Source organism: Aquimarina besae, assembly GCF_042434905.1.
GTDB lineage: Bacteria > Bacteroidota > Bacteroidia > Flavobacteriales > Flavobacteriaceae > Aquimarina.
Genome location: NZ_CP170199.1, coordinates 3,734,500 through 3,755,425, shown reverse-complemented (window position 1 = coordinate 3,755,425; position 20,926 = coordinate 3,734,500). Strand labels below are relative to the sequence as shown.

At 33.5% G+C, this 20,926-nt stretch carries 20 protein-coding genes; 12 read left to right on the top strand and 8 right to left on the bottom strand.

Annotation, left to right across the window (positions count from 1 at the left end; translation table 11 throughout):
• Window positions 1–313: 313 nt before the first annotated feature.
• The 4 genes from ACE94K_RS16655 to ACE94K_RS16640 all read left to right on the top strand — a co-directional run bounded on the left by ACE94K_RS16655 (window position 314) and on the right by ACE94K_RS16640 (window position 3,522).
• Window positions 314–1,495 carry a hypothetical protein gene (locus ACE94K_RS16655; RefSeq protein ID WP_378174858.1) on the top strand — a complete coding sequence of 394 codons (1,182 nt, stop codon included), beginning with the start codon at window positions 314–316 and terminating at the stop codon, window positions 1,493–1,495.
• Window positions 1,496–1,647: 152 nt separating this feature from the next.
• On the top strand, window positions 1,648–2,082 hold the full coding sequence (locus ACE94K_RS16650) for a hypothetical protein (RefSeq protein WP_378174855.1): 435 nt from the start codon (window positions 1,648–1,650) through the stop codon (window positions 2,080–2,082).
• A complete protein-coding gene (locus tag ACE94K_RS16645; RefSeq protein ID WP_378174852.1) occupies window positions 2,079–2,627 on the top strand; it encodes a YceI family protein in 549 nt (182 codons plus the stop codon). Before ACE94K_RS16650 ends, ACE94K_RS16645 begins: the two co-directional genes overlap by 4 nt.
• Window positions 2,617–3,522, top strand: coding sequence for a DUF5777 family beta-barrel protein (locus ACE94K_RS16640; protein ID WP_378174849.1), 906 nt, complete (start codon window positions 2,617–2,619; stop codon window positions 3,520–3,522). The genes ACE94K_RS16645 and ACE94K_RS16640 overlap by 11 nt, the downstream gene beginning before the upstream one ends.
• 70 nt (window positions 3,523–3,592) lie before the next feature.
• On the opposite strand, the gene ACE94K_RS16635 is transcribed toward ACE94K_RS16640, so the two are convergent.
• A complete protein-coding gene (locus ACE94K_RS16635) occupies window positions 3,593–4,675 on the bottom strand; it encodes an adenylate/guanylate cyclase domain-containing protein (RefSeq protein WP_378174847.1) in 1,083 nt (360 codons plus the stop codon).
• A 272-nt stretch (window positions 4,676–4,947) separates the two neighbouring features.
• On the opposite strand from ACE94K_RS16635, the gene ACE94K_RS16630 reads away from it, so the two are divergent.
• The 4 genes from ACE94K_RS16630 to ACE94K_RS16615 all read left to right on the top strand — a co-directional run bounded on the left by ACE94K_RS16630 (window position 4,948) and on the right by ACE94K_RS16615 (window position 9,752).
• A complete protein-coding gene (locus tag ACE94K_RS16630; protein WP_378174844.1) occupies window positions 4,948–6,390 on the top strand; it encodes a glycosyltransferase in 1,443 nt (480 codons plus the stop codon).
• A 379-nt stretch (window positions 6,391–6,769) separates the two neighbouring features.
• Window positions 6,770–6,952, top strand: a complete 183-nt coding sequence (locus tag ACE94K_RS16625) for a hypothetical protein (protein WP_378174841.1) — start codon at window positions 6,770–6,772, stop codon at window positions 6,950–6,952.
• Window positions 6,953–7,150: 198 nt separating this feature from the next.
• Window positions 7,151–8,803 (top strand): hypothetical protein, encoded by a 1,653-nt coding sequence (locus ACE94K_RS16620; RefSeq protein WP_378174838.1) that lies wholly within the window; start codon window positions 7,151–7,153, stop codon window positions 8,801–8,803.
• A gap of 211 nt (window positions 8,804–9,014) precedes the next feature.
• Entirely contained in the window at window positions 9,015–9,752 is a 738-nt protein-coding gene (locus ACE94K_RS16615) for a YARHG domain-containing protein (RefSeq protein WP_378174835.1), read from the top strand.
• A 24-nt stretch (window positions 9,753–9,776) separates the two neighbouring features.
• On the opposite strand, the gene ACE94K_RS16610 is transcribed toward ACE94K_RS16615, so the two are convergent.
• Window positions 9,777–10,490: a LytR/AlgR family response regulator transcription factor gene (locus tag ACE94K_RS16610; protein ID WP_378174832.1), complete on the bottom strand. Its 714-nt coding sequence runs from the start codon at window positions 10,488–10,490 to the stop codon at window positions 9,777–9,779.
• 18 nt (window positions 10,491–10,508) lie between these two features.
• Window positions 10,509–11,549, bottom strand: a complete 1,041-nt coding sequence (locus ACE94K_RS16605) for a sensor histidine kinase (protein ID WP_378174829.1) — start codon at window positions 11,547–11,549, stop codon at window positions 10,509–10,511.
• A gap of 207 nt (window positions 11,550–11,756) precedes the next feature.
• Between ACE94K_RS16605 and ACE94K_RS16600 the strand changes: the two genes are divergently transcribed.
• Window positions 11,757–12,626 carry a DUF5694 domain-containing protein gene (locus ACE94K_RS16600; protein WP_378174826.1) on the top strand — a complete coding sequence of 290 codons (870 nt, stop codon included), beginning with the start codon at window positions 11,757–11,759 and terminating at the stop codon, window positions 12,624–12,626.
• 137 nt (window positions 12,627–12,763) lie between these two features.
• Here ACE94K_RS16600 and ACE94K_RS16595 read toward each other — a convergent pair whose 3' ends face one another.
• The gene (locus ACE94K_RS16595; protein ID WP_378174823.1) at window positions 12,764–13,510 is read right to left on the bottom strand and encodes an acyl-CoA desaturase; all 747 of its coding nucleotides are present in this window, start codon (window positions 13,508–13,510) and stop codon (window positions 12,764–12,766) included.
• Window positions 13,511–13,766: 256 nt separating this feature from the next.
• Here ACE94K_RS16595 and ACE94K_RS16590 point away from each other — a divergent pair, with 256 nt between their 5' ends.
• Together ACE94K_RS16590 and ACE94K_RS16585 are read left to right on the top strand one after the other, a co-directional pair.
• A complete protein-coding gene (locus ACE94K_RS16590; RefSeq protein WP_378174820.1) occupies window positions 13,767–15,353 on the top strand; it encodes a phytoene desaturase family protein in 1,587 nt (528 codons plus the stop codon).
• 77 nt (window positions 15,354–15,430) lie between these two features.
• The gene (locus ACE94K_RS16585) at window positions 15,431–15,658 is read left to right on the top strand and encodes a (4Fe-4S)-binding protein (RefSeq protein WP_378174817.1); all 228 of its coding nucleotides are present in this window, start codon (window positions 15,431–15,433) and stop codon (window positions 15,656–15,658) included.
• A gap of 74 nt (window positions 15,659–15,732) precedes the next feature.
• Here the strand turns inward: ACE94K_RS16585 and ACE94K_RS16580 are convergent, their stop codons facing one another.
• The 4 genes from ACE94K_RS16580 to ACE94K_RS16565 form a co-directional block, all read right to left on the bottom strand.
• Window positions 15,733–17,130, bottom strand: coding sequence for an NAD-dependent succinate-semialdehyde dehydrogenase (locus ACE94K_RS16580; RefSeq protein ID WP_378174814.1), 1,398 nt, complete (start codon window positions 17,128–17,130; stop codon window positions 15,733–15,735).
• A gap of 43 nt (window positions 17,131–17,173) precedes the next feature.
• The gene (locus ACE94K_RS16575) at window positions 17,174–17,914 is read right to left on the bottom strand and encodes an SDR family oxidoreductase (protein WP_378174811.1); all 741 of its coding nucleotides are present in this window, start codon (window positions 17,912–17,914) and stop codon (window positions 17,174–17,176) included.
• A 179-nt stretch (window positions 17,915–18,093) separates the two neighbouring features.
• Window positions 18,094–18,258, bottom strand: a complete 165-nt coding sequence (locus ACE94K_RS16570) for a hypothetical protein (RefSeq protein ID WP_378174808.1) — start codon at window positions 18,256–18,258, stop codon at window positions 18,094–18,096.
• 133 nt (window positions 18,259–18,391) lie between these two features.
• Window positions 18,392–18,745, bottom strand: coding sequence for a DUF3307 domain-containing protein (locus ACE94K_RS16565; protein WP_378174805.1), 354 nt, complete (start codon window positions 18,743–18,745; stop codon window positions 18,392–18,394).
• A gap of 205 nt (window positions 18,746–18,950) precedes the next feature.
• On the opposite strand from ACE94K_RS16565, the gene ACE94K_RS16560 reads away from it, so the two are divergent.
• Window positions 18,951–20,921 (top strand): adenylate/guanylate cyclase domain-containing protein, encoded by a 1,971-nt coding sequence (locus ACE94K_RS16560; protein ID WP_378174802.1) that lies wholly within the window; start codon window positions 18,951–18,953, stop codon window positions 20,919–20,921.
• Window positions 20,922–20,926: the final 5 nt, after the last annotated feature.

Below are 20,926 nucleotides of genomic sequence, written 5' to 3'. Positions count from 1 at the left end.
CATTTTCAGAAAATAAATATTTAGCTATTTCAAATAGTATAGCTCATGAAATTAAAAACTTATGATCAATATTTCTATACCTGAATCAAGCTTTCGGATAGTTCTGAAAAAAAGTATATGGTATCGTATGCTTTATAAAAGATCCGGATATAGGATCAAAAGGTTTATGCCTTACTACAGTAATTCTTTCAATTTTTTAACCGAATGATATTCCCTTTTAAACGCTGGATTTCCCTTTGACATACATTTTGTACGCGGAAAGCCTTGGTATGCTGTTAGTTTGTGGCATTATTAACAATTTAAAATTAAAACGATGAAAAAGTTCCTATTTCTATTTGCAGCAGTATTGACATTTATAAGCTGTAGTGATGATGACAGTGTTGATCCTGTAATTCCTGATCCGGATCCTCAAAACAATTTAGTACAATTAAGAAACGATGCTACTTTTGGTAGTGTAATTACCGATGAAGATGGTAATACCTTATATTTCTTTTCAAGAGACACACAATTTTCTTCTAATTGTAATGACGGTTGTGCTAGCGCTTGGCCTGCTTTCTACGTAGAGAATGTAACAGCAGATGCCGGATTAAACCTTGCAGGATTCGGAACGATTACCAGAGAGGATGGATCAAAACAAACGACGTATAAAGGATGGCCTTTATATTATTTCTCCAATGATACCGCTCCCGGGCAAATCAATGGTGATGGTAATGGTAATATCTGGTTTGTGGCAAAACCTGATTACTCCTTAATGTTTGTTCAGGCACAATTGGTGGGAAGAGATAGTAACGGTAATGAGACTGAACTGACTTCTGCTTACGAGGCAGGACAAGAAATGACGTTTTATATCACCGACGATAGAGGAAATACTTTATATAGTTTTAGCCCGGATTCAAAAGATACCAACACATTTACGGCGTCAGATTTTTCGAACAATGGGGTATGGCCTATTTATCATACCGAGATTGGTCGTTTACCAAGTGCTTTAAATGCAAATGATTTTGGTACGATCACCGTATTTGGCCGTAGCCAACTTACCTACAAAGGTTGGCCATTATACAAATTTGGTCAGGATACCGAAAGAGGAGATAATTTTGGAGTAGGGTTTCCGAGTGCAGGAGTTTGGCCAATTCTTAATCCTGATATAGAACCAGCTCCTGAAGCTGAACCTACAGAGATTTCTTTTACAGTGACCAATAGCGGTGCTTCAGCTTATATTTTTAACGGAGAAAACCTTTCTGATGCTTCTAATCCTGATATGACCTTAGAAAGAGGTAAAACCTATGAGTTTACTGTAAATACACCTGGACATCCGTTTTTGATTAAATCTGTTCAGAGTACAGGAACCGGAGATTTGTATAATGACGGAGTTACCAATAATGGAGCTTCCAGCGGTACGATCACTTTTACAGTGCCTAATGATGCACCCGATACATTGTTTTATATCTGTGAATTTCATTCACCGATGACCGGGACATTTACTATTGTAGATTAGTCTTTTTCATAAGAGTTTGATATTGGGGAGACACTCTAGAGGAAAGTATGTCGTATATTTATCCGACAGAGTGTCTTTCAAACTCTTTTAGAAATGACGGATTTGTTATATAGTCTATGAACCTGTTTTATTAATTTAGCCGCTCAAACAACATGAAAAGGAAAAATAAAATAGGTTTTTTCTTATTTGTACTAGTAGTATTTGGTGTTTCGTATTTCTTTGTACGATATATGGAAGAAGATCCGAATACCTCAATGTTTGAAGCAGAGATGCACATAAGTGCAAAGGTCTTATTAGATGTTTATAAATCTGATAAGGATTTAGCTAATTCTACTTTTATCGAAAAAATCATAGAAGTTGAAGGAGTAGTGCATAAAGTAACTAATGTAAATAATAGATATACTGTTTTTTTAGAAGGAGAAGAAGATCAAATCACTTATATCATGTGTGATATGCAATCGGATCAAAACAAAAAAATCGGTACTATAAAATCAGGGGAAACAATTAAGTTGAAAGGTATTTTTAAAGGATTTTTGAAAGATGCCATTTTATTGAATTGTGTTTTGCTTAACGATGACCATCAATGAAAAAGTTAGTAACTGTATTACTTTTTATGATTGCACAGCTATTGTGCTCTCAAGAAAGTGATCAACTCATTACCAGACAGGGAACGGTTTCTTTTTTCTCTTATACAACCGTAGAGAATATTGAAGCAAATAATAATCAGGTACTAAGTATTATTGATATAGATAAAAAAGAAATAGCTGTCAGTATGCTTATGCGAACCTTTGTTTTCAAAAAGAAATTAATGCGGGAGCATTTTAATGAAAGTTATATAGAATCTGACCGATATCCTAAGGCAACCTTTGAAGGAACTATAGAAGATTTTGTAACCGACATGCAAGGTGCTCAAACCAAAATCATCCGTGGTGCTTTGACGTTACACGGGGTTACAAAAGACACAGAGATAAAGTCAAAAATTGAAAAAACGGAAACCGGATACGTTTTATCAGGCGAGTTTAAAGCAGTCGTTAAAGACTTTGAAATCAAAATACCTCCTGTATTAGCAGGTAATATAGCCGAAATTATTACCATAACATTTAGATTTGAATACGAGCCTTATGAGAAATAAGAATATAATATTATTTGTATATCTGTTGCTAGCAGGATATTGTGTTCAAGCGCAAGGACTTTTGGATACTTTAGATAAAGAATACAAAGATAGTGTTCAGTATACATCGGCAACTTTTAAAAGTTCAAGAATTCTGTTAGGTCATTCTGTAGAAACCAGGAAAAGTGGGGTGCTCGAAATTTCTGCATTCAACAGATTCTGGAACATTCCGCAAACCGATAGTCGAAGCCAAAGTTTTATCGCAGATAAGATGAGTACGAGATTTGGGCTGGATTATGCAATCTCGGATCGCTTAACCTTGGGCGTTGGAGGAACTACTTTTGATGATATTTTTGATGGTTATTTAAAATATAGAGTGATTCGCCAGGCCAATAAAAATGGATTACCTTTTAGTATGACATTGTTTCAAAATGTTTCATATCTGAGTACATCAAGAGTTCGTTTTGGTTCCTTGTTTCTTGAAGAAAATAAGGATCGATTTTCATATACCACTCAAATGATTCTGGCCAGCAAAATTACTACGAATCTTTCTTTACAAATAAGTCCCACATTTGTTCACAGAGGATATAGTCCATCAGAGGATGATCCCAGAAATCATTTCGTACTAGGTTTTGGAGGTAGATACAAGGTAGGGAATCATATTTCTGTTGCCTCCGAATATTTTTATGTTACAAATCCGATTGAATCCATAGATACTTACGGAGCTTTTTCGCTGGGTGTTAACTGGGAAGTAGGAGGTTTGATCTTGCAGTTTTATATGACCAATGCCAGAAACATTGCCGAGGATGCATTTTTAATCAGTACGCCTAACAATTTTAATTTTAACGATAGTAATTTCAATTTTGGATTTAATGCTACCTATAATATTCAATTGGCAAAAAAGAAAAGTGAATAATTTGGGCTAAACCAGTCAAAGTACTAACGAACCCTGAGCCTGCCGAAATACCCTAGAAGTGAATAACACATTACACCCTTACAATAGTATGAATATCAACTTCTTCTTGTTTTCCTTTTAGTAAAACACTCCCTAGAAATTGACACGTCAGGTTTGCACTTATTTTTAAATCCCTAATCAGTTTATCTGAAATCAATAAAGGAACTTGATAATGATTACACTGTCCTTGTATACGCGCAGAAGTATTGATCACGTCTCCGTGGTATGCTATTTCTTTCTTAACAATACCTACCTCGGTAACAATTAACTTACCACCGTGCAATCCAGCTTTAAATTCCGGGATCATTCCGTATTTATCTAGATAATACTGAGATTTACTTTGCTTTCTTTGTTGAAATGCGAAGAATAGATTCACACAATTATTGTCTGCTAACCCTTTTTTATAAGGCCAGCTTAACACCACTTCGTCGCCAACATATTGATAGATTTCAGCGTGATGTTTAGGAACCACTTTATTGAGGTCATAGAAACAATCTTGTATCAGTTGACTGTATCGAAAATGACCTAATTTTTCGGCAATCGATGTAGAGTCTTTAAGATCCAAGAACATAAAGATACGCTTCTCTTCTTGTGGACTTTTGTATTTACCCAAAAGCATTTTTAAGAAAACGCCTTTTCCAAAATTTTCATTAGCAATTTTTATGAATGAAAATCCTATAGATGCTAAAAGAATGTATAAAATTACAGCCCAAAAGGATTTACTGATAGGAAACCAACCAGTATGTTCTGTGATTGAAGTTTGAGTAAACACGGTAAAAACCTTCGTAATTGTTGTAAATGTAGCCAAGCTAATAATGAAATGGAATAGTAATCGAATTACAATATGATTGGTCCATAGAACCTTTTGTTTGGTAACAATGTCAAAAAGATAATCTATAGTTGCATACAATATTCCTGTCAAAACACCTATGTTGATTAATTTTATAAAATTGTAAAATATCCCAAGTGTGCTGTTATAATTTTTTGCAACAGCAAGACCTTCTTCTGCATCGATTCCATAATATCTAAATATTGAGAATAGAATCATAGCAGGCGTCCAGAAAAGTACGGACTGTTTTAAGAGTCTTAAATATGGTTTAAATGTGTGAGTCATAACGGTGTTAACTTATTAAACTACAGAAATCCGAATTCAACATAATTTTTCATTTACGACACCTAAAACACATCTAGGAGGATACACCCTACTTTTTTTATATCAAATGAGGGAAAAAGATTAAAAAGAGTGGAAAATTTGTGGTAAAAATACACAGCTGTAGAAATAATACCCACTTTTGTTTTTTGGTGTTTTTCTTAAAACGTTGGCATTCAATAGTCTTGATAAATGGTATCAATTTTGGTTCTTGACAGAGGTAATAAAAACACACTATGGAGATATCAAAATCTTTTGAAATCACAGAAAATCAGGTAATCGAAAATTCGTTTGCTGATCGTATAAAGAGTAGTATAGCTAATGCGTCCTATTCTTTGATATTATTAGGAACATTTTTGTTATTATTTGGTGCAGCTTCTTTGTTTTATTTTTTACAACCGTATTTTGAAGAAATCCATTTACAAAGAATGGATACTGTGTGGGGCATTAGTGTAATGATCACAGGAATTTCTTTACTATTGATCAAACTAAGTTTTTTAGTATTTATTCTAAGTCTATATCTTAAGTATAAAGTTATTGATAAGGTGTCTGATCAGGAATTACCATTGTGTACAGTAATCGTGCCTGCCTATAATGAAGGTGAATTGGTATATAAAACATTATACAGCTTAGCAGAAAGTGATTATCCTATTGAAAAACTGCAGATTATTTCTATCGATGATGGCAGTCAGGATGATACCTGGGAGTGGATGCAAAAAGCGAAAAATGAACTAGGAAATCGCGTATCGATTTACCAACAACCCCAAAATAAAGGAAAAAGACACGCACTTTACAGAGGATTTAATCTAGGGATGGGAGATGTTTTTATTACGGTAGATAGTGATTCAATTGTAAAAAAGGACACCCTGAGAGTGATGGCTTCTCCTTTTGTAAAGAATGAAAATTGCGGAGCTGTTGCCGGAAATGTACGAGTATTAAACAGAGAAAAAGCATTGATTCCACGTATGTTGAATGTGAGTTTTGCTTTTAGTTTTGAGTTTATTCGTTCTGCACAAAGTGCCATCGGTTCTGTTTTATGTACGCCGGGTGCTTTAGCTGCCTATCGAAGAGAAGCGGTGATGAATTGTCGTGAAGCCTGGATTACTCAAACGTTTATGGGTCAAGTCTCTAAAATAGGAGAGGATCGTGCTATGACTAATATGATCCTGAAACAAGGGTATAATGTGTTATTTCAGCGTAAAGCATATGTATACACCAACACTCCGGAGCGCTACAAGAACTTATATAAAATGTTTATTCGCTGGGAGCGTAGTAACATCCGAGAAAACATAGCAATGAGTAAATTTGCTTTTAGTGATTTTAGAGAAGGAGCAAAAAGTGGAACAAGGATATTATTATTTAATCAGTGGTTAAAAATGATTGTGGCATATCCTGCTACTTTATTAATGCTATTTTTGATGTGTACCTATCCGGTATTGTTTTTTAGCTCTACCTTACTTAGTATTTTAGTTTTTTCTAGTATACAAGCCATATTCTATGCCAAAAAACATAGCATTTCAGAATCACTTTGGGCATATCCCTATAGCATTTTTTATGCATTCACATTATTTTGGATTACCCCTTATGCAATAGCGACTGCCGGCAGAAGCGGTTGGCTTACACGTGATCTCTCTAAAAAAGAATTAGAAGAGCAGGAGCAACTAGTTTCTGTAACCTGAACCTATAAATTACCCTTGTAATCAATTAACCAACCAGTTTATTTCCTCTTTCAGGGTCTTATATGCTTTTCCCAATTAACATAAAGACCCTGAGGAGATATACTAAACCAACGAAGAAGACAACATAAAGATAAAAACCAAACTCAACTACACTTTTTTTGCTTATCAATGTAACTATGATAACTAACCTACAAAAACTCCTCCTTTTCCTCAAATGGGAGGAGTTTTGCTTTTTTATTCAAAAACGATAGTATGTATTAATTTGATTTTTTAATAATAAAAAGAGATAAAGTATGCGCAATACTGATAAATATCATTAATAGATAGGTGTTATTTATTGTATCTTTAATAGGTATTCACGTCTTAAAACAACATCATTATGGAATTTATGGAAATTAAAGACAAGGATGGTAAGCAGCACTATATCAATCCTGATCATATCTCAGCGATTACTGAGGTAAATGGGCGTTGCAAAATTAATTTAATGGGACACGATTATATATTAACTTTTGAGAATTTGGAAGATGTAAAACTTCACTTAATGTCTTTTAAACATTATTAATAGTATCGTTTTGTAATCCTTTTTGAATTTAATAGTGTTGTCAAAGTTTCAAAAACTCCTCTTTTATTTAATTGAGGAGTTTTTTGGGTAATGTAGATTTTTCTTTTTTCCAAGGTTTTAAATACCCTTGTTTTCAGGGATAAATATAAAGCGCTTAATGGATACCTTTACATATATAACAAGTACACTATTGTCTGTATGAGAATCCCTTTATTGAAGAAAATATTTTTACCTGTTTTTATATTAATAAATTGCATATCGTATCAGATCATTGGACAAAAAGATACAATTTGGTATAATCAAAGTGGTAAAGTTGTAAATAAAGAAAATGCCTTTGTTTATAGGCCTCCAGTTTCTAAAAAAGGAAACTTGTATTCATTAAAATATTATTATAATAATGATACTCCCTATATTCATGGTGCGTCTTCCAGAATAGACAAGGTTGTTTGGGAAGGTACTATAAAATGGTTTACTAAAGACGGGAATTTAATACAATCACTAGATTACAAAAACAATAGTTTACACGGTACGGTCATAACATTTAACGAAAATCAGAAACTCCAAGCAATCTATGAAAATGGACTTCTTATTTCTGGTTCGGCCAACTTTGATCAAAAAAATCCTAAACAATTCTTAGAAAGAAAGGATAGTATTATTAGAGAAGTTACTTACGAAAAAGATCTCTTAGGTATCCGATTAGAAAAAATATATGTAGTAAATGGTTATTCCATAAAAGAGAAAGAAATACAATATTATGGAAATGATGGTGTTTATCTTGGAACTTCTACCCGGGGTAAAGATATTTTTGGAAGAAGAGGTACAGAGGTAACATATTTCAAAAATCCACTACGAGTCAAGCAAATTAAAATATTAGATGATAAAGGCAAGCAAGTTATAGCAACCTATTATCCTAGCGGTGCTGTAAGAGAACAAGTAAAAGAAGGCTCTATTCGGGAGATATCTTATTTAGACCCTAAAGGAAATATACTAGGAACTGCCGGAGTGAACGGATATGATTTTGATGGTTGGATGTATTCATATGGAAAGCAAATTCGGTTTTACTCTGACGATAATCCTGAAGAAATGCATTTGATAGAAGCAATTGCTACATATGACAGAGAAGGAAATATTATTGAAGCAAACTACTTTTATAAAAATCAACAGCTGGAATCCAAAGTTATTTATGAAAATAGCTTGGAAAAGGAGATATTTTATTACAACCAGAATGGAAAAGAAATAGCTAAAGTCGTGTATAAAGATCAAAGCCCTTATCAGGGAACACTTATTGAAGATAACACCTCTACTACCTATAATCAAGGAAATGTTGTCAATAAAAACACTTATTATCCAGATACCAAATTAGTATTTCGCTCTTTTGAAAATGAAAAGGCAATTTATTATGATAAGAATGGTAACATTATTGGAGAAATTTCTTATAAATCTCCGAAGGGAGTAAAAGAAAAAAATGGTGTCGAACATTACTTAAACGATGAAGGGAAAATAGTTAGAACATTAAAATATGATAAGAATATCAATACATTTGACAAAGAGTATATATATCAGTATAAGAATGATAGTGTGAGCATAAAAGAACGTTATTTTGATGGTGAATATAAATTGAAAGATATCGTATATTATAGTAACACAAATCAAAAACGTTCTGCACTCTATTACAAAGAAGGAGAAAAGCTCCGGGAAGAGTTTTATAATCGAAAAGGAAAAAAAATAGGCGAATACAATTACCATACTAAAACTGGCACATTATATAAATACTTTTTAAACAGTGACAAATTAATGAGTATTGAGGAAGTACAGATGGGAAAAATAATAAAGAAAAAAGTCTTCGAATAAGTATTCTAAATAGAATTCAGATAATAAAAAGTCATCGAACTTGATGAAAAAATATATGGGGTAACTCAGAACATCCAGACCTCTATTTTTATGGAAATGGTAAAAGGACAGCAAAGAGATGATGGTTTGCTTTTTTAAGTATTTTAGTATGTGTTTAATAGGATAGCCAACAAGTATTATATTTGTAATACCAACGAAACCAATTTAATTCATGAAAAAACTACTACTCTTATTCCTCCTCGTTGTAACCACACAGATAAAAGCTCAGTTAGAAGACTGTGCAGCTTGTGACACCATTACTTATACAACCAAAGATATTGCAAAAAATAGCCTTTATGATTTGCAGCTGTTGCGAAATGAAATTTTTGCCAGACATCAGTATGTATTTAAAGACGAACGTTTGTTAGAATATTTTCAGGATTATCAATGGTATCAACCTGATTATAACAACCCACCAGAAATAATTCTGAATGACATAGAAAACTCCAATATTGCTCTTTTTAAAAAGGGAGAAGAACGTATCAAAAAGCAACGAGAAAAATTGTTTAGTGAGTTAAAAGAGTTAAAAAGGGTGTTGAAACAAAATGATACGATCACTATTAATTTGTTTTTTGATGATGGATTGTCTGACGGAGCCAATAAGACTGGAGCAATCAAAGAATTAAACGATATTCTTACGACAATTAATCTAAAAGATGTGAACTGGTACAAAGATACCGCCCTATATAAGGTATCTGTGGATAATGGATTCTTGGTTCGTATTACTGATTTAAGAATCAACGGTGGTGAGGTGATCCTTAGTACAGGAGATATACAACACTCAGAGATTATGACAGAACCTTTTCAGTACGGGAGTAGTTACTATTCTGAAGATGAATATAATTCTACCTGGATTTTTAAGTTTGATGGTGAAAAGTTACGATTGGTAGAACATATGGTTGCAGGTTAATATCTCATATTCAAGGTAAAATCTTCAGAATTGGTGATTACCAATAGTGTCAAAAAAAGATTTTCTATATGTATTTCCAATAGGTAGTTCTTTCTGGTGTATCCAGATCGAATCATTGTCAATTTTATCAATATGTTTGATAGCGATAATATAGGATTTATGTATTTGTATAAAACTAGATGTAGGCAAGGTTTCCTTAAAATGTTTTAGCGTATTATAGGTAATGATTTGTTGATCGTACAGATGGATCGCGATATAGTTCTTAAGGCTTTCTATATATCGTATGTCTTTTAAAAATACTTTGGTATACTTATTCTTCCCATCTGTTTTAAAAAAGAAAAAATCATCTGTATTTTGATCCAATACTACATTTTGACTAGTGCTTTCTTTAACTTTAGATATAGCTTTATAGAAACGTTCAAATTCTATAGGTTTAAGAAGATAATCGGTAGCCGCTACTTCATAGCTGTCTAAGGCAAATTGAGGATAAGCAGTAGTGAAAATGATTTTGGTTTTTTTGTCAATAATCTTAGATAATTGAATCCCGGTTATTTCTGGCATTTGGATATCTAATAAGACCAAATCAATAGGTTCACTTTCCAAATATTTTAATCCCTCCAACGGATTCGTAAATGTGTTTTTTACCTCTAAAAAGGACACCTTGTTGCTATATTTTTCTAACAACCTAATAGCAGCAGGTTCATCATCAATAATTACACAAGTAAATATATCCTTCATGGTTAGCGTATTATAAACTTATAGTTCAAGTTTTAGATATGTCTCGAATTGGTTGTCATGCTTTTGATGTTCCAAGATATAATTATCCTTGTATATTACCTCAAGTCTTTGCTTAATATTTTTGGTTCCAATACCAGGTTCTGTATACGTATCCGAGGTATTAATATGATTTTTAGTTTTTAGTTCTAGTGTATTTTCATTAATAAGTAAGGATATACTGGCCGGACGATTCTTGTCGTTGATAATACCGTGCTTACAAACATTCTCCACAAAATGTATTAAAATGAGGGATGGTATTTTTTGAGAATGTATAAAACCATCAATATGTAATAACACATGGAAGTTATCTTCATATCTACGCTTAAAGAAATACAGATAATCTTCGATAAATGCAATTTCTTTCTGTAAGTAAGTTAAGTCTTCATGAGTTTCGTAGGTAACGTATCTTAATAATTTGGATAACTTCAGAATATCACTGGCAGTTTCCGGTTTGTCATCATACAATTCTTCATAAAAGTTATTTAATGTATTAAACAGGAAGTGCGGACTTATTTGTGATTTTAACACGGATAATTTAGCTTTTTCGTGCTCAATCTGTAGATGATGCATTTCTTCTTTACTTTGATTAAATCTAAAAAAGAGACATACCACAGCACTTACCAAACAAACTCTCAATGTGTAATAAAAAGAATCAAATAAATAAGTACTAATAAATTCTGATATTGGAATGGTCATAACGTAATTATGTATTCCAATGATATGGTATAAGATAATTTCCTCTAGCAAAAATCTAATTCCTGCAAACAGTAAAATCATTGCAATAAAAGAAAAGAAGTATTTCGCGTACTTTTTCTTAAATAAAAATCGCGGTACACTGTATATATAGTTTACGGCATAGACAAGTAGTAATGATATTGTAAAAGTGGTTTTAAATAAAAATAAATCAAGACTGGTTGAAAAAATATCTTTTTTAAAAATTATATAATCACCCAGAACATCAAGAATTAGAATAGTTATGATGATGAGTAAATTGTAAAGAAATTCTTTTTTTGTATTCATATATCAAAAATACTTCTAAATAGGTACTGTTTTGCTTAAATAGTACGAACAATTCTTTTTCTAGGATGAACTACTATTTTGGCACAACAAATACTAATGTTTTATAATAACTATTATTGGCATAATGATAATGGGTGTTTGTGTAAAACTCATATACTTTGTGTGATAAGATAATAACATTGTATAGAATTTAATAAATTATATATAATGAAACACAGTCTATTATTACTCGTTAGTATCAGCGCAGTCTTTTTTACCAACAAAATGAAGGCGCAAGAAGTATCAAAGGAAAATGAAGGAATCCTGAAACCATATGCAACCTATTACCCAAAACAGAAAACAAAAGTATTGGTGGTTGGTACCTTTCATTTTTCATATCCTGGTTTGGATTACACCAAAACCAATGAAGATGATAAAATTGATGTGCTCAAAGAGCCTAAAAAATCCGAAGTAGAGGAGTTAGTGGCTTATATCAAAAGGTTTAAACCAACCAAAGTAGCGATCGAAGCGAAAGAAGATTGGGGTATGGATAAAGAGTATGCCGAATATAGAGAAGGAAAACACAGAAACGTTAGAAATGAAAGTTATCAGCTAGGGATGCGCATAGCGAATGATCTGAAACATGATAAAATTTACTCGATAGATGCTACTACATTTAGTTCAGATTTAGAAAAGAAATATCCCAAAATGATGAAGGAACTTACAGAAGGTTATGATTTTCAGTCAGAGGATCCTTATGCTCAGATGGTTCAGAAATCGTTTGATGCATCTACCCAATTTCCTGCAAAAGTGAAGATTTTGGATTATTTCAAATTTATGAATACGATAGAAGGTCATCAGAATAATTACGGAGCGTATTTGGTCGGAGATTTTAAATTAGATGACAACCGTGGTGCAGATTTTTTATCCATATGGTGGTACAATCGAAATCTACGTATGTTTAGAAAAATTCAGCAAATAGATCAAAATGAAGAGGATAGAATACTAGTAATTGTAGGTAATGGGCATGCATCAGTATTAAGACATTTATTCGAATACTCGCCGGAGTATGATTTTGTAGAATTTAGTAGTCTGTGATGTGAAATAAAAAAGTAGAATAAATAATAAACAAAAATATCCAGCATGTTACGCTGGATATTTTTGTTTTATAAAGCATTGGTCATCTAGTACCGAAGAAGTATCAGTATTAAATAAGACTACTACAAAGGCTATTATTAATTTACACGAACCGCACTCTTTTTTAACTTAATAATTCGTAGTTTATCTAACAGTAGCATGATATAATACGTTGGGTCGATTTCGTGCCATCTCACCCCACCAAAATTAGCTCTGCCACTATGTTTATGATGATTATTATGGTAGCTCTCACCCATCATCAAGAAATCAATAGGCAATAGGTTTTTAGAAGTATTATCGACTTTAAAATTCGTGTATCCAATGATATGTCCAAACCAGTTAATAATGACTCCGTGTATAGGTGCCATAAAAAAAGCTACTGGTAGAAATAACCAGTGCCACCAAACCGAAGCAAAAAAATAAAAGAATACCGTATATCCTAGTCCCCAAGCGATTCTGGAGAAATTGGAGCTTGCAAAAGCATCAAAAGATTTCCATTGAGGAGTATTTTTGGTAAACTTTGAATCTAGTAAAATTCTTTCATTATTAATATCCTGGTATATATTTTTGGTACGCCACATCATGCTAAACATATTATTATCATATTTAGGAGAATGCGGGTCTTTTTCTGTATCTACAAAAGCATGGTGCATGCGGTGCATCACACCATAACCATAAGCACTAAGGTAATTAGACCCCTGACATACCCACGTAAGAAAAAAGCATGTTTTTTCAGTAAAATTAGACATAGTGAAGGTCTGATGCGCTGCATATCTGTGTAAAAAGAAACTTTGAAAAAATAAACCTGTATACCATAATACAAGCATAAAAATTAGAATAGCCATTTTTAATGTAATGTTGAGTTTGTAATTATTTTGATTTGTGGGTATCTTAACTAAATTTCCAATACTGATCCGTTTGGTTATTTAGAAAAGAACGCTGCAAAAGTAAGGATATACCAGATGAATATGGTTAAATAGTAGTTATATTTTCTGTACTATTATCTTTACATAAGAATAACGAAAATAACTTTTCAGCTAAGTAAATTACGATCAGAATTCTTCTTAGATTTGGGAAACAACCTAAACCAATTAAAACAAAATGATTCAATCCTATAAACAACGCCCGCAGTTAGAAGAAAATTATGATGTGATTATTATAGGATCCGGAATGGGAAGTCTTACCGTTGGAGCAATATTAGCAAAAGAAGGAAAAAAGGTACTGATCCTGGAACGCCATTATACCGCAGGTGGGTTTACACATATATTTAAAAGAAAAGGATATGAATGGGATGTAGGGATTCATTACATCGGAGGTGTACAGCAAGAAAATAGTCCTATCCGAAAGTTATTTGATTATATAACCGATAGTAAGCTGGAATGGGCGGATATGGGAGAGGTATATGATCGCATTATTATTGGGGATACATCCTATGATTTTGTAAAAGGGGTTGAAAATTTTAGAAATCAAATGATAAGCTATTTTCCTGAAGAAGAGAAAGCAATTGATGGATATATTGATTTGGTTTTTAGAGCGAACAAGGTAATGGGATCTTTTTATAAAGAAAAAGCATTGCCGGGTTTTTTACGTTTTCTGATCGGTGGATTCTTAAAACGACCGTATTTAAAATATGCAGACCAAACTACCTATGATGTAATTAGTAAGCTTACCAAAAATGAACGGTTGATTAAAGTATTATCTGCACAGTATGGTGATTATGGTTTACCACCTAAGCAAAGTAGTTTTGCGATGCATGCGTCTGTGGCCAGACATTATTTTGGAGGAGGAAACTTTCCAATCGGTGGATCTTCCAGAATTGTAGATACGGTGGATCCGGTGATTCAGGCGTCGTCAGGTACAATATTAACCAATGCAGCAGTAGCCGAGGTGATCATTGAAAATAATAAAGCCAAAGGTGTTCGTATGATCGATGGAAAAGAGTTTTTTGCGGATACTATTATTAGTGGAGCCGGAGTTTTCAATACGTTTGGAAAGTTAATCCCAAAATCTGTTGCTATTCACCATAAATTAAATGAAAAGCTTCAAAAAGTAACACCCTCAGTTTCCCACGCATGTTTATATATGGGATTTAAGAGTTCTCCGGAAGATTTACAATTACCCAAAACTAATTTTTGGATCTATCCTGAAGATCTAGATCACGATAGTTGCGTGGATCGATATCTACAAAATGAAGAAGCACCGTTTCCGGTAGTATATGTTTCTTTTCCCGCTGCCAAAGATCCTAATTGGCCGAATAGATACCCTGGGCGTAGTACAATTGATATCATTACTTTGGTTCCCTATGAAACCGTGTCAAAATGGAAAGATACACGCTGGATGAAAAGAGGAGAAGCATATGAAGCCTGGAAGGAGAAGATTGCTCAGCGATTAATGAAAGAATTATTTAAACAACTTCCTCATCTTGAAGGACTCGTAGATCATTATGAGCTATCTACACCTTTAAGTACAGAGCATTTTGTAAATTATGAAAAAGGGGAAATCTATGGAATTGATCACACACCGGATCGTTTTCGTCAAAAGTTTTTACAACCCAGAACACCCATCAAAGGGTTATATTTAACCGGACAAGACATTGTGACTGCTGGTATTGGTGGCGCGTTGTTTGCCGGTTTGGTGACAGCTTCTGCAGCAACTGGTATTAATTTTAAAAATAAGATTTTCAAATAGTTCTGCAAATGTGATTTCAGGGAGTATTCTTGTAATTATTATGTATATTGAAGACAGAACATCTTAAAACTTAGATTATGGCTTCAAATGATATCAAAAAAGAATATACAAACGGAGAACTTACCATCGTTTGGAAACCTGAAAAATGTATTCATTCAGGAGTTTGTGTAAAAACTTTACCAAAAGTATATCATCCTAAGGAAAAACCGTGGATTCTACCGGAAAATGCAAGTACAGAGGCATTAAAAAGTCAAATAGAAGCTTGTCCATCTGGTGCCTTATCGTATTATATGAATGCAGAATAGATATTAGTAATTGTATTAAAAAACCGAATCTTCAAAAATGAAAATTCGATTTCTTATATTATAAAAAGAATTGTTTATTTTGATGCGATCATTATGGATTTAATATTGACAAATTCTTTGACTCCAAATCCTCCGTGTTCACGACCGTAACCTGATCTTTTCACTCCTCCAAAAGGCATTCCTGGTTCTGCCAGTCCAAATGAGTTAATAAAGATCATACCAGTATCAAAATGATTTTGCGCCAGTCGAACAGCCCTATCTATATCTTGTGTAAAGATACCGCCCCCAAGACCGAATTTACTGTCATTGGCAATTCTCATAGCATCTTTTTCATCTTTAGCTTTGATCAAAGAGGCTACAGGTCCAAATAGTTCATCATCATATGCCGGTTGTCCGGGAGCCACTGATGCCAATACGGTTGCTGGATAATAAAAGCCATCTCCCTCTGGAATTTCTCCACCACAAAGTATTTCAGCACCTTTTTCAACACTTTTCTCAACCTGCTCATGAAGTGTATCTCTTAAATCTTTTCTGGCTATGGGTCCCATTTTATTTTCAGAAGAAGTGGGATCTCCAGTTTTAATATTGCTCATGGCTTCAACAAATGCATTTTTAAATTCATCATAAATCTTTTCAACCACAATAAAACGCTTTGCAGCAATGCAAGTTTCTCCGTTATTATAAATACGGCCTTTTACACACATTTTTACTGCTAGATCCAAATCTGCATCTTCTAGAACCAAATAGGCATCATTACTGCCTAATTCTAATACAGTTTTCTTTAATTGGGCTCCCGCTTTTTCTGCAATAATTTCTCCGGCTTTAGGACTCCCCGTTAATGTGACTCCACGTACCAAATCATTTTTAATAATGGCATCCGATTGCTCGTGATTTATGATCAAAACACTAAAAATATTCTTTGGTAGCCCTGCATTTAGGAATATCTTTTCCAGTAATTTTGCGCTCCCGGTAACATTAGCAGCGTGTTTTAGCAACACTCCATTTCCGGCCATAAGACTTGCCACGGCATAACGCACAACTTGGTAAGAAGGATAATTCCAGGGTTGGATTCCGTAGATTACACCTATTGGCGAATAGTTTACAATTCCTCTTCCACCACCAGAAAGTGTTCTTTCTTCAGAAGCTAGATCTTTTGGTCCATTTTCAGCGGTATATTCGCAAATGGAAATGCATAAATCTATTTCTTGTTCACTTTGTTTTAATAACTTGCCCATCTCTTTAGTCATCAAAAGTGCAAGCTCAGATTTATGCTCCTTAAGACTAGCGCCGATAGATCTGATTTTTTCTGCTCTATCTGATAGAGAAAGGGTTTTCCAATTTAAAAAAGCACTATGGCAGTTTTGAACCGTTTCTTTTACCGTTTCATCAGACATATATTCGTGATGCTCTATTTCCTCCCCGGTTGCGGGGTTGATGGTCGTAATTACTTCTTGGTCGATTTCTGTTTCCATAGTGTTTGAATTTTATTAAAACCGTTTAGTTTTGATGTGATTTTTATTGTTGTTCACTTGGTAATACGTGAATGTCGTTTATATTAACCCGTGCAGGTTGCGTTAGTGAATACAAGATAGCTTCTGCAATATCTTCAGACTCTAACGTTGTCATATTCATCATATCGGAGAACTTATCCAAGATGTCTTGATCTGTAATGGTTTCTGTCAATTCTGTGGATACTGCACCCGGTTCTATAGAAGTGACATTGATCCCGTATTTTGGGGTTAATTCTTTTCGTAATCCTTCAGAAAACATTTTTACGGCCGCTTTAGTTGCACAATACACTGCTCCGCCCGGAAAATATTGATAAGCAGCAGTAGAGGAGATATTGATAATATGTCCACCTTTGTTTTTAATTAACGTGGGCAAAACAGCTGATACACCATGAAGCACTCCTTTGATATTTACATCGATCATCGTATTCCATTCATCTGTTTTAAGCTTTTCTACATAAGACAATGGCATTAATCCTGCATTATTAACAATCACATTAATGGTGTTAAACGTTTCTAGTGTTTTTGAGACAATGGTTTCAAAATCATCTTTTTTTGTTACATCTCCTGTAACAACTAAGGCTTTACCACCATCATCTTCAATTTTCTTTTTTAATTTTTCCAAACGATCTTCTCTTCTTGCGGTGAGTACTACTTTTGCCCCATGTTTTGCAAGTTTAAGAGCTGTTGCTTCCCCAATTCCGCTAGAAGCTCCGGTAATGATGATCACACTATTTTCTAATTTCATAATAATCTTTTTTTAAAAGTAAATCTTATGTTCAAACTTCGATAAAACATAAGAATTCCTTTGATTCTATCAGAATTATCTTTGACGTAAATGCTATATGATTATAAGGGAAAAATCTTTAGGTGATAAATCGAAATATTACAAAAAAAGTCTGAAAATATTTTCAGACTTTTACTTTTTTAAAGTTCCCAAGGATGATAACAGAAGCATCGATATTCTATCATTCCCGGCTCACAAGGAGGTGCAAAATGACAGGTAACAGGACCTCCTTTTCCGATTATGTGTTTTTGTTCCTTCTTTTTAAGCACTTTAACATGGTTTACATCTAAAATGTTTTTTAACATAACATGAGTTTTAAGAATAGATAATCCGTGAACATTTATAGACACTCACGATATGTGTCTTTCTATATCATAAACGCACAAATGGAACTTTTATTCTAGGAAAATTCCCCTAAAATTATAACTTGGTTGATCTTTAAAAAATCGCTAAAGACTTCAAATTAATATAGGTTAGGTATAAAGTGATACCGTGAATCATTTGATCTAAACCAAGCAGAGGGAAAAAGATTCTGGGCTTTTCTCGATATCGGGTTGTAAGTTTGCTGGTAAAGAAATCCGTCAATCCATGTAAAAAAGTGTTTATCAAAATATAAACAAAGGCAGTCTCTAATGGAAATAAGAAAATAGAAAATATCCCCAGCACAATCATATAGACTGTTATGTGGATACTGAGCCACTTAATTCCTTCACTTTTTCGCAATGCCATTTTAGAACTTTGCAGCGCAAAATCTCCTATCCAATGAGCTATGAGAATCAGACTAAAGACCATAGCTAAAAGATATTAATTCAGGCTGTTATAACCTAATTGTTTATATAAAGTTTTAATAATTGTAGCCAAAAACACACAAAAAGAGCGTAAACTTAAGTATATTGTAGTAGCAATAGTTTTGAACCAAATTGTGAGCTACTTACTCTTCTATGAGATGTTTATGCACTAGGGTGCTTCAGTTAATATCTAAGTTTAATACTATCAGATGTTTCGTACGTTTCGTCATCGATTGTTATTTTGGTTTCTGGTTTTCATCAGCTTTGGCTTTGTGATTATCACGCTCTCTATTACTTATCTTCAAAAGCGAGAAACCGTTTTGAAACGTACCGAAGCTATAGAAAAATCTTATGTAATGCTTTTAAAAAGTGTAAAAGCACAACAAGATTTTTTCAGCCATGCCAGTAGAGACCCACAATTCTTTAAAACAGGAGATAATCAGTATTTAGATCAATATCTCACCTTATTAGACAGTACTCGATCCTATTTGATGCAATTAGACTTTGAAGATGAATCGGCTTTAGTAGGAGGGATCGAGTTTATAAAATCTGATATCACAGAAATAGATGCGGTTTTCTTAGAGCTAATTGAGCAAATTCAGGCAAGAGGCTATAAAAATTTCAATCTAGAAGGTTCTATGCGTAAGGATGCCCACTGGCTGGAGCAAATCGATGAGATTGCTACAAAAGATATTCTTTATCTAAGACGATATGAGAAAGATTATATCATGCGTAATGAATCTGTTTATGTAACGAGATTAAATGAATTAGTCACCAAAATTAGGAAACAGATAATCAACGATAAAAGGATACCAAAGGACAGAAAGGATACCATTTTAAATTACCTCGATGGGTATCGTAATAAATTTTTGCAATTGGTAAAGTTAGATCAACGAATTGGAATTAGAGATAATTCTGGTTTAAAACAAAAATTAGACCAGAAGATTACGATTTGTGAGCAGGATTTTAGCAATCTTGTCTTATACACCGAAGAATGGGCCAAAGCAGAATTCAAGCAGCTTACGATCTACTTTGGACTTATTGCAGTGTTGTTATTAATTGTTAGTGTATGGATTAGCGCTCTTATTTCCAGAAAGATAACAAGACCCCTTACCGAACTTACCAAACATATTACCCGCTTTGTAGATAGCAATTTTACTTTAGAAACAGAGCATCCTATGATTCGTAGCGATGACGAAATAGGAAGCTTAACTCGTAATTTTTCTTTTTTGAAGGATGAAGTGATCACTAGATTGAAATTTTTTAAACAAAAGGTTGATGAACGTACAGAAGAGTTGGCGACGGCCAATCAGAGATTGTTGCGATTGAGTGAAGCAAATAGTCGTTTTGTTCCGGAAGAGTTTCTACAAAATTTGGGACGAGAAAGTATAGAAGAAGTACAACTTGGCGATCAGGTAGAGCGAGAAATGACGGTGATTTTTACTGACATTAGAGAGTTTACTCAAATCTCAGAGTTATTAAGCCCACAGGAAAATTTTGATTTTATTAATGAATATCTTAGTGGCATCGTTCCTATTATTCAGCGTAATGGAGGTTTCATAGATAAATTTATTGGCGATTCTGTAATGGCATTGTTTCCTGATAATCCAGATGCTGCCATACAAACGGTTTTTGAATTCGAAGATTTTATCGGAGAGTATAATCAAAGACTTCAAAAAAATATAGCTATACCCATCCAAATAGGAACCGGAATTCATACAGGAAAACTAATCTTGGGAACGATTGGACACGATCACAGGTTGGAAACTACTGTAATTTCTGATGCGGTCAATACAGCTTCTCGTGTAGAAGGGCTTACTAAATATTATGATGCCAAAGTCATAGGAACAGAACATACCTTGTCAAAGCTAAAGAATAAAAAAGCGTTTCATTATAGATTTTTGGATACTGTGAAGGTAAAGGGAAAAACGAAAACATTATCAGTATATGAATTTATAGGACCGAGCGAGAAACTAAAATTAAGCCAATTAGCCATGTATAAGAAAGCTATAAAGTTCATAGAAAACAAGAAAATAAGAGAAGCTGCTGTGATATTTTCTGAATTGCACAGAGAAAATCCAAAAGATCGGGCAGTGGAAATTTTCTTTGAAAGATGTGAAAATTACCTGGATAAAAAAACATCTTCCTGGGATGAAATAACACATATGATTACCAAATAATATTA